The sequence below is a fragment of the Paenibacillus sp. MZ04-78.2 genome, from assembly GCF_024213375.1.
Lineage (GTDB): Bacteria > Bacillota > Bacilli > Paenibacillales > NBRC-103111 > Paenibacillus_G.
Window position 1 is genome coordinate 18,867 of record NZ_JANAVJ010000052.1, and the last position, 10,502, is coordinate 29,368.

Sequence of the window (10,502 nt, forward strand, 5' to 3'; positions counted from 1 at the left end):
TACCATATTTTCGGAAGATTGTGAGAGCATATAGCACTAATTATTGCAGGGTGATTTGCTGGGTTTTCCCATCCCAGGTTACTTTCCAGCCCAAGTTCTCAGACAAAATACGCAGAGGCACCATCGTCAAATCGTTCATAATGACCGGCGGCACTTCGGCCGTAATCCGCTGTCCGTTCGCAATCAGGCCTTTGTTATCGATCCACAGATCGATCATTTTACCGCCGCGAAGGACCGTCACCTTTCGCTCGTTCGGGTCCCAACTCACCTTTCCGCCTAGTGCATCCGTAACAAAACGGATCGGGATAAGCGTATTCCCCTCCCTGATGGCCGGGGCTTGTTCCAGTGTCATCGCTTTGCCGTTAACCGTCACAGCCTTCTTGTTGACGGTCAGCTGGACGGAATTATTCGATGGCTGCTGTACCGCGCCGCGGTATGTAAACGTAATATCGTCGATGCCAATCTTCCCTTTGGCAGCCCGTTCGTCCTGCCCGATTTCCTCGTTTACAACATAGACACTCTTGACGCGAATCGGATAGCTCAGTTTTAAGTCCGTTAGATCGGCGGTAATTTGTTTCCATCCGTTCCAGTTTATATTTCTCGCGAAATCAACATAATGAATTTTACCTGCATTGTCAAGCAGCTCCGCACGCAGCCAGTTCAAGCTCTCGTCGCCGTTGACTCTCATTTTCATGTATTGCGGCTGGCCCTCAATGAGAATGTTGGTATCCATCGTTGCATAGGCCCATTTGGTGCCTTTTCCTTGTGTAAAGTCGTAGTTAAGCTCCAAATATTTATTGCCGTTCGTATCGGGCACAGTGTTGACGGAAGAAGTCACTTCTTTCGGCTTCACATCCGACATCGTCAATACGGACTGTTTGTCCAGATCATACCATACCTTATCAATCCCGACAGGAATCGTCGTCGTCGTGCTGAAGCCGTCATATCGGGCGATCAGTTGAGCGCCTGTGCTTCCCGCCAAGCTTGTGACCTTTAGCATACCATTCTTAATTTCGCCCTGGATGCCAAGCACTTCCCATTGAATGAGTGCGGGTGGAACTTCTCTCGTTTTGCCCGATGCTGTCGTCGCCACGACCGGCAGCTTGTACGTTTCACCTTCGGACAGCGCGAGGTTGTCAGACGTAATTTTCATGCTGGTCAGCTGATTCCGGCCCACGACTTCAACATCCGCCGTCGAGGTACCTTGACCCGACACCGCTGTTACTTTGCTTATCCCAGGTTGGTTTGGCGTAAATACGTTATCCTTGAACGTACCCTTATTGCCAGCTACGCTCCACTGGGCCGTAATTTTATCGGTGTTGACCACCGGGTTATAATAGACGTCGTAGGCTTTAAAACGAAGCGGAGCCTGCTCGCCAACAAACAGCACGCTTGGCGCCTGAATAAACAATTCCTTCACTTCGCCCTGCGGCGCGGTCGAGAATACCCCTACTCCGTTCACGACTTTCCGCTGAATTCCAGTTTCAGTCTTATTTACAAGCACTGGCGTCATTTCGCCAAGCGGCCGGGCTGCCATCTGGGTGGAACCGCCTCCGTCAAGGTTTAGCCCTTTCCAAACGCCGACTTGAATCATGAACTGCTGCAGCTCTTTCATCGATAAACCTTTGCTGTCGCCGCTGTAGTCCGCCGTAATGACGTAGGCCGTCTTCTGGTCCTTGGAATAGCCAAGCACCGTCCGCGAACGTGTGCAGCAAAGATCGTTCACCGGGCGAGAAAATTCCGATGGCTGGCCTTCATCCACCAAAATCGTGTGACCGCCGATCATCATTTTGAACGTACTCGCATCATACTTCTTGTTCGGGTCCTGGGGCAGGATCTGGTAGTCCGCCTTCAGCGGATCGCCTACTTTGACATACGTTCGGATAAAATCGGCAGCTTTGCCCGATGCACGCAAAATATACCCGTCTTTCGGAGCAATCATATTAATAATACCGTTATCTACAATTTCTTTCACAATCCCGTTCTGAACCAGGACTTCCGTAGGAACGGTCACGCCGTCATTGGAACGGTCCACTCGTCCCCAAGCGTCCGTATACATGAACAAGCCGTCGATATGACTGTGCTCGCCGCCGGGCTCGAACCAGTAGTATGTTTTGTTAATCCCGCCAAGCGCATAGCTTTGCCCGTCTTTCGCAATAATCGAGCCTTTAAACGTAAATAGGTCCACAATAGGCTTATTGTCCTTGTCCAACGCAAACGAGTAGAAGCCTGGCAAATACGGCGGCGTTGCCATTAACTGCCCGTTGGCAATTTCCGGCCCCATCGGGACACCTTCCGCCTGAGTATTATAGAAGTCGCCGTTCACCCCTGCGACGGCTTTCGTTTCCGTGGCCATGCCCAACACGCTTTGCTTGCGCGTAAACTGATTCTCAGTCCCTGTCATGACATCCAGCTTGACATTTGGATTCGTCAAATCCACTTCCACGACATTCGCATTGACTTTGACGTCTTTTTTGCTTCTCGTAAACTGCCATACATATTTTTTCAATACGGCGCCGCTCGTCAAAATTTCCTGGCTTACCACTGTCGGAGCCGAATCAGCCGCTTCTGCTCTATACGGTACCGACCATGTGGACAGCAGCAACGACACTGCCAAAACCGCACCCGACAACTTCCGCCATTTCTTTTGCACAATCACGTTTCTGTTCTCCTCTCGTATTCCACTCTCCTTGTATATAGACTCAACGAATATCTAAAAAGTTACGGTAATAACAGGTTATAAAATTCGACAAATATGCAAAAAGACGATCCGCAAAAAGAACGGACCGTCTTGCTTATACAGATCTGGATCTATATGGTTGTTGAGATAATTTAAGCTTGGGCGTCAGCTTTCAACTGCTCCGCTTTGTCCGTACGCTCCCAAGGCAAATCAATGTCGGTACGGCCAAAATGACCGTAAGCTGCCGTTTGCTTATAGATCGGACGACGCAGGTCGAGCATTTTAATAATGCCGGCTGGACGCAGATCGAAATTTTTGCGAACGATTTCGACAAGCTTCTCTTCGCTTACTTTGCCTGTACCGAACGTATCGACAGAAATTGAAACCGGCTTAGCAACGCCAATCGCATAGGCGAGTTGAACTTCGCACTTGTCGGCAAGACCTGCAGCTACGATGTTTTTGGCAACGTAACGAGCCGCGTAAGCGCCGGAACGGTCGACTTTCGTCGGATCTTTACCGGAGAACGCGCCGCCGCCATGGCGTGCGTATCCACCGTACGTATCGACGATGATTTTACGGCCGGTCAATCCTGCATCACCTTGCGGTCCGCCGATAACGAAACGGCCTGTCGGATTGATAAAGTATTTCGTATCGTTGTCGATCAAAGCCTCCGGAACGATCGGCTTGATAACGTGTTCCTTAATGTCGGCTTGGATCTGCTCCAACGATACTTCTTCGGCATGCTGGGTAGAAACGACGATCGTATCGACGCGAACCGGTTTAGATCCTTCATATTCTACGGTTACTTGCGTTTTGCCGTCCGGACGGAGGTAGTTAAGCGTGCCGTTCTTACGAACTTCCGACAAGCGGCGTGCCAGTTGGTGGGACAGCGAAATCGGCAGCGGCATCAGCTCCGGTGTCTCGTTAACCGCAAAGCCGAACATCATGCCTTGGTCCCCGGCACCGATCGCTTCGATTTGATCGTCCGTCATTTGTCCTTCACGGGCCTCAAGCGCTTTGTTAACGCCCTGCGCGATATCAGGCGACTGCTCGTTCAAGGAAACAAGCACCGCGCAAGTTTGGGAGTCAAAACCGTATTTCGCGCGAGTATAGCCGATCTCTTTAATGGTTTGACGTGCAATGGATTGAATATCGACATATTCCGATTGGCTTGTAATTTCACCAATGACAAGAACCAGACCGGTAGCTACGGAAACTTCACAAGCTACGCGAGCATTCGGATCATTCGTTAAAAATGCGTCAAGTACGGAATCGGAAATTTGGTCACAAATTTTATCCGGATGTCCCTCAGTTACAGACTCTGAGGTAAACAAACGGCGGCCCACAGAATTGGACATGAAAACAACCTCCTACTGCAATTATTATGGATAAAGGCTTAAGTCCACATACAAAAAATCAACCTTTTCCGGGTGGAAAAGGTTTTTTTAGCTGCTACCTTCTTATTGTATGTTACTGGATTTGTAGAGGACTGTCAATAAAATAAGATCAGATCGCGTAAAATTAACATTCCTGTAGATAATTGTTTTCTTTTTTACAGGCTTAACATCATTTCCTCGGCCTTCTTAATTAATCTTGCCGTAATCGTCCCGCCTACAGCGCCGGCATCTCGGGAAGCAATGTGCCCCCAATAATCTTCTTTCACAGAAGCAGAAGGGATACTGCCAAGCTCCGTGGCAAACTCCACATTAGCGTTCGCCAGTTGCTTACCAACCGGAAGCCCTAGCTCAGCGGCGATTTCATATTTTAGGACATCCAGTGCTTTTCCGCTTTCCGGTACCACTTTCTTGTTGCTTCTCGACATCAAGGATACCTCCTTAAGTAGGATGTAGTGCTATTATCCCACCCCAAGGCAAACCCCAAACGTATGAATGATTGGCGAAATGGGTAAAATTATGATGCGGCTTTCGTTCCATCCGCATTCATAATCGAATAGCTGCCGCGTACCATAACGTAAATTTCCTGCTTGTTCTTGGCATCAGGCTTAACACCACGGCCTTCCCGTGGAACAATGAGCAAATGGTTAAGCTCAACCGTTGCTCCCGCAGCAATATCTTTGCCGGAGGTAACGTCCGGAATTCCGTTATCGTCGGAGCTCACCGCTATAACCTTGCCGGTTCGGACAATAAATTCAGTACCTGCCCCACCGTAAAGTGTTTGCCCTTGCTGAAGTTTAACAACAGTTAGTCCGGAATTGGGGACAGCCGGTTGCTGTGCGCCACCGTTCGTACCGGAATCTGTGGAAGTTCCACTTCCAATTCCTTGCTTCGCCAACTCAGCTGCGATAATTTGTTTAATTTTTTCTCCATTTACGCTTTGTTTGGTGAATTCATCTGCTACTTGCTTGGCAATGTTTTGTTCAAAGTAGCTCTTTGTGATGATGGGATCATCAACAGAACCAGGCTGGGTAGTTACATTATTAGATTCTGCATAAACGATAGTCGCAAACAAAAGAATTAGCACTATAGTAACAAAAGTAATTTTGGTTTTCATGGGTTCACCTGCTTTGGATATATGTAATGTTGCCGGGTCTTGATAAAAAAAGAAGACCCCTGCGGGTCTTCTTTTTTTAATCCGTTAGGATTAGTTGACGTTAACCGTTGTGATAACAGACAGACCGTTAGAGGTTGTAGCTGTAATCGTAAACGTACCTGTTCCGTTGATTTTGATTCTATCTGGTTGAGAAGCGTCAACTTCTGCAATTGGCTTGTTATTAACAAGGGTAGCATCCTTAATAAGATATCTTACCTTAGTAATTTTGTCGTAGGTGAAGATGAATTCATTTTTAAATTCATTCGCATAGTTATCTTTCAATGTGATGTTACCCATCAAATCCCAAGCGTTAACAGTTTGATTGACTTTATTATACAAAGTTTTGTTGGAATCGTCGCGCTCGAGTGCCACCATCTTAACGGCATCACCTTTAACTGTGACAGTACCACTTGCTGAAACACTCTCACCTTTAGCGTTCATGAAGTAGGCGGTTATGTTTGCCGTACCTGGTTTATTACCAAGGACATATCCTTTGCCACTTATAGATTTACCCTCAGTAGTGCTAACAAAACTGATGTTGTCTGCCGTTACTTCACTAATGTTTGCAGGATAAGCAACCAAACTACCGGATGTGTCCCTAGCTTCGATTTTTATTTCTCTAGCTAATTTACTGGTCCCGTCCGCAAGTCTTTTCGCCTCAATGTCTTTGTAAGCAGAGTCATCGAGTGTTTTAAACAGGCTATCAATCGGAGCCAAGCTGTATCTCAGATCTTCTTTTGTTGGATCAACAATGGAAATCCTCTTCGTTACAGACGCTACACTAGAATCGACTGGTTCGGAATTACCTTCAACAAATTTACGGATCACAAATTTCACTTCAGTCGAACCGTAGCTATTTCCTCCCCTTGTTTTCAGTTCAATTTCTTTATCCGAAAAATCTTTCATCTGGATTTTACCGATTTCCGATTTATTACCGGTAGTTTTAATTCCATCATTTTTCTTCTTATTTACGTTAATGTCAGTAAGTTCGAATTGAACGCCGCTGTTGGCAACTGTTGCATATACATCATAAGTTACACCTTTATTGTTGTTATCTCTAAAGCCATCCAGGTTTTCCTTGATTACTTCTTGATAGTTATCAATCAATTGATATTTAGTTTTAACCTCAGCACCTGCAACTGCTTTGTTAGCACCCTCGGTAATTGTTTTAATGCTTACTGGATAACGCGCATCAACTATGCTGTAAGACTTGCTCTTGTTATTATCAGGGCCGGACATGTTGTTAATGTAAACCCAAACGGAACCGCTGTTCTTGGAGGCTACTTTGGCAAAGTGAAGCTTGCCTTTATGCTCGCCAGCCGTTACAACTTGCCCTTTGTTATCCAACATAGATTTTGGAACGTTATCAGTCGGATTAAACTCGAGCGGACCGTTAACCGAAATGTTAAAGCGATTGTCTTTAACGTTATCAACAATCTCGTCAGGAGTTAACTTAGTACCAGCAGCATCATAAGCAATCAATTCGAGATAAATGTCTTTATCGTTAACAGCGATGTTATTTTTGTTGAAATCGCCTAATTCAACTTTAGTCGCAATTTTAGTCGCGCTAACTTTGATTGTAGCAGTGGAACCGGTACCCCCACCCCATACTTGAAGGGTGAACTCACCGCTGGATTTAATTTTCTTGTCAGACTTAACAAAGACAATAACTTCTTTTATGCCGTCGCCGTCTTTGTCTTCAATTTTAGTATCCAAAGCCTCATCAAAAACGCCGCTGTTCTTAGGCATAAGGTTAGGCTTCGAGTCTGTAATTTTGTTTCTCTCACCACCGGAATTAACCGTGATTTCGCCGCCGTATTGGTCATATTGAGTCATTTTAACTACAGCTTCGTTGCCAGAGGCAGTAATGGCATCTTTATCGTTATTATACTTTACTTCGCCCAATTCGACTTTAGCGATATACGGATATTCCCCAACTTTAAAGACTTTGGTTTTGGAGATCTCTCTTTGGTCATTAGACCAGATGTTTACAGAGAAACTTGCATTCCAATTCATGTTTGGATTATCGGTGTTGAGCTCTACGTACATTTTAGTGCCGTCGCTGGACTTCTTAACTGTTGCGTTGCTGTCCGGAAGCGGAACGTTAACGGAGAAGTTACCTGCAGCCAAGGAAGCCAATTGTCCGTATTGGTTCATCGGCTTAACTTGGATGCGAACTTGTTTCGATTTTGCAACAGTATCGTTAGCTGTTACAAAGTCGATATCCTTCAACTTCTCGTTTTCGCCTTTGAACTCGCCGGAAACTTTGTCAACTGTGGAAGCGTCCAAACCGCCGAGAGTTACAGTGTACGTAGCATCAACGATTTTTTGTCCGTCTTTCAAAGTAACCGTAGCAACTTTTTTGTCTTCGGACCATTTAACGTCTTTGTCTTTTGCTTCGTATTTCGTCTCAGCTGTTCCTTTTTTCAGAACAAACGTAGCTTTGTCTGCGTCTACTTCTCTATCCAGAGTTACTTGGACTTTGTTGTAGTCAACAGCTTTTACTTCTTTAACGGAAGCTTTAGCCGGTTTGTTGGTGTCGACGTATTGTTTCTTAGCTTCATAGGAGCTCGTTACCAACAGGTCGCGAGTTGCTGCCGAAGTACCGCCGAACGCGCCGTCAGTGCTGTTGCCCAGCAATTTCAATTCAAGTGCCAATGCAACATAACCTTTTGCCCAGTCGGAAACGGTTTTGTCGCTCACGCCGGTTTTGTTTTTGCCTTCGGAGTCTTTGTTCAGACCGCGGATCAAGAAAGTAGCGAGTTGCTCTTTCGTTACGTCGCCAGCCGGGTTGAATTGGCCAGGAGCGTAACCGTCCGTGATGCCAGCAGCTTTAACAGCTTCGATGTAAGGCAGAGCGTATCCGTTAGCCGGATCGTCGGATTTCACATCGGAGAAGCTGGAAGTTTTCAGGGAAGTGTCAACTTTCAAGTTGAAGATCAAAGCTGCTACTTTCGCGAATTGCGCACGGTTCATTTTGTCTTTCAGACCGAATGTACCTTCTTTAACGCCGTCGAAAACACCAGCGGAAATCATTTCGTCAAATTTTGCTTTTGTAGCTGCATCCAGATCTTTCAGATCTGTGAAATCAGCGGAAGTTTTCTTAGCGTCTGCACCCAGTGCTACGGAAGAAAACATAGAGAATGCCATAGCCAGGGACAGGATTGCAGATAAACTTTTCTTCATAACCTTTTTTTCTCCTCCTCGAATATCTTTCAGTTGTTGAGAGTTCTGTGTAGAAAAATTAAAGCTCGATTCCCTCATTAGCCGATTCACCCCCTTCCCAGAGTTGAGCAAAATGAGTTTTTATTGAAGATGTCTGCAACGTGAAAATTGCAGAAACTAGTAAACCAATAGGAAGATTAAGGATAGAATCACATGCCATCTAACATTATACACCTACATGCTGACAAGGTAAAGAGCGATTTTGTGAAAATTATCCAAAGTTCGCTGCTCTTTATCTTGCTTTCTGTTTGTTTCAATGTATTAAACGCACGTTGTTTCGAAAAGTTGCGCTCTTTGAAAAAATTTTTTTGGTTTTTTTTGAGACCAACCCTGAAACAAATGTAGCAAGAGCGTCTATCAAATATGTACTGTAACGAACGCCCACAAAAGGTAGTATACAACGATCTATCCGGATACGTCATTATTAATAATTTTCCAATATTGAGATTAAACCACCTGAAATTAGAGAACAAACCGCCAACCCACGGTTGACGGTTTGTTAGGTCATTTTATTTCGGGAATTTCTTTTCCTTCTTCAGGATACGTTCCATGACAGCAGCAGCTTGAACACGCGTAAAGTTTTGACGCGGGTCAAAACGATACGTTTTCTTCTTCTGACCGGTAAGAAGAACGTTCTCAATGCCCTCAATGAATCCGGCTTTGGACACAGCTTCAACTGGCGGCAAAGCATAGAAGTCGATATCTTTCGCATCGGTAAATTGCTTTTGAAGCGTAGCAAGTGACTTGTTACTGTCCGAATTCAATTTCAGCTCTGCCGCTCTCGCAATCATTACGGCCGCATCCTGACGCGTAATCGCCTCGTCCGGCTTGAATCGGCCTCCGGCAGTACCGCGTGCGATACCAACCCGTGCTGCTGTTTCAATATACTTATAATCGTATAGCGGATTGCTGCTTGCAAACTTCTGCACGTCGCTGAACGTCAGGTTGCCGGAGTACTGAAGCGGAAGATCGAAAGCTTTTACGAGCAGCGTAGCAAACTCACCGCGCGTAATCGATTCGTTCGGTACAAAGAGCGATTGCAATTTATTGAGCATAAATCCTTTGGAATAAAGCGTATCAAGCGTATCGCGGCCCCATTCGTGGCTCGTAATATCGTTGAAGCTGTCATACATGTACATGACTTGGAAATAACCGAAATGATCGATCGGAACCGTGATCGTGTTTTTCTGCGGATTGACTTCGCCGCCGATGTTTTTCCAAGCCAAGGTCGTCATGCCCCGGTAGTCTTCGTAGATATCCATTTGATAAACGGTGACATACTTCCAAGAATCTTGTCTGATCGAATCGTCGTACTTCAACGTCAACTCGCCGTGTTTGGTCGGTACGAACATATTTTTCAAATCGTTCTCGTTATTTCTCTGGTAAAATTTTACGTTCGCGTTGTTTACGTCAATGTTATATGGATCGCGCCCGGAGCCGGTCAAAGCTTCCTTCAGCTTGTCCTTGTCCAAATAATCGTCTTGGCCGACGGAGCCGCCGTTAATCCAGTACAGCTTGCTTACCGGACGGAATTTGTCCGTCGGCTCTCGCAGGAAGAACGATGCGCTGTAGTCTGTATTGTAGGCTTTGTTAACGCGGCCATCCTTTACATTGGCAAGTCCAAACATCAGCTTACGGTCTGCCGTCAAGTACTGATTCGTTGCTGTCGGGTCGTTGCGCATAAGCTTCGTGTTAGTCGGAAAGCTGAGCTCAAGATCTCCCTCGAACAGCTTGTATTTGTTTTGAAGCGGCATCAACATTTGTGCGCCTTCTACCGACGTATTCACGTTGTTGACGATGAAGCTGCCTTTGGAGCTTTCTTTGCCGCGGTTAATGGTAAAGTTAATCGTATTACGGCCTGCCTTCAAGTTTAGGTAACGATAGTAGAAGTAAGGCTTGTTGTCGGATGGATCGATCTTGCTGAGCACATTGGCGTCTTTACCGAAGCTTACGCTATCTGCGTTCTCAGCTTCTATCCTGAAAATTAATTATCTTGTAAAAGCTTCGAAGGCATCACTAAATTAACCCGGTAACATCTGTTTTTTTA

The 10,502-nt window shown here is 45.8% G+C and carries 6 protein-coding genes; all 6 read right to left on the reverse strand.

The window, feature by feature from the left end; all coding sequences use genetic code 11:
• Positions 1 to 40: 40 nt before the first annotated feature.
• The 6 genes from NLX71_RS23685 to NLX71_RS26895 all read right to left on the reverse strand — a co-directional run bounded on the left by NLX71_RS23685 (position 41) and on the right by NLX71_RS26895 (position 10,383).
• Positions 41 to 2,659, reverse strand: a complete 2,619-nt coding sequence (locus NLX71_RS23685; RefSeq protein ID WP_254366256.1) for a stalk domain-containing protein — start codon at positions 2,657 to 2,659, stop codon at positions 41 to 43.
• Between the two features lie 173 nt (positions 2,660 to 2,832).
• Positions 2,833 to 4,038, reverse strand: coding sequence for a methionine adenosyltransferase (gene metK, locus NLX71_RS23690; protein ID WP_302058412.1), 1,206 nt, complete (start codon positions 4,036 to 4,038; stop codon positions 2,833 to 2,835).
• Positions 4,039 to 4,232: 194 nt separating this feature from the next.
• The gene (locus tag NLX71_RS23695) at positions 4,233 to 4,502 is read right to left on the reverse strand and encodes an alpha/beta-type small acid-soluble spore protein (RefSeq protein WP_090672335.1); all 270 of its coding nucleotides are present in this window, start codon (positions 4,500 to 4,502) and stop codon (positions 4,233 to 4,235) included.
• An 89-nt stretch (positions 4,503 to 4,591) separates the two neighbouring features.
• Positions 4,592 to 5,191, reverse strand: coding sequence for a hypothetical protein (locus NLX71_RS23700; RefSeq protein WP_254366257.1), 600 nt, complete (start codon positions 5,189 to 5,191; stop codon positions 4,592 to 4,594).
• 90 nt (positions 5,192 to 5,281) lie between these two features.
• A complete protein-coding gene (locus NLX71_RS23705) occupies positions 5,282 to 8,494 on the reverse strand; it encodes an S-layer homology domain-containing protein (protein ID WP_254366258.1) in 3,213 nt (1,070 codons plus the stop codon).
• 470 nt (positions 8,495 to 8,964) lie between these two features.
• On the reverse strand, positions 8,965 to 10,383 hold the full coding sequence (locus NLX71_RS26895; RefSeq protein WP_254366259.1) for an S-layer homology domain-containing protein: 1,419 nt from the start codon (positions 10,381 to 10,383) through the stop codon (positions 8,965 to 8,967).
• Positions 10,384 to 10,502 lie beyond the last annotated feature (119 nt).

Bases quoted from the DNA above. Each gene is read 5' to 3' on its own strand.
- NLX71_RS23700 (WP_254366257.1), bottom strand. From the start codon at position 5,191: ATGAAAACCAAAATTACTTTTGTTACTATAGTGCTAATTCTTTTGTTT.
- NLX71_RS23695 (WP_090672335.1), bottom strand. From the start codon at position 4,502: ATGTCGAGAAGCAACAAGAAAGTGGTACCGGAAAGCGGAAAAGCACTG.
- metK (WP_302058412.1), bottom strand. From the start codon at position 4,038: ATGTCCAATTCTGTGGGCCGCCGTTTGTTTACCTCAGAGTCTGTAACT.
- NLX71_RS23705 (WP_254366258.1), bottom strand. From the start codon at position 8,494: ATGAGGGAATCGAGCTTTAATTTTTCTACACAGAACTCTCAACAACTG.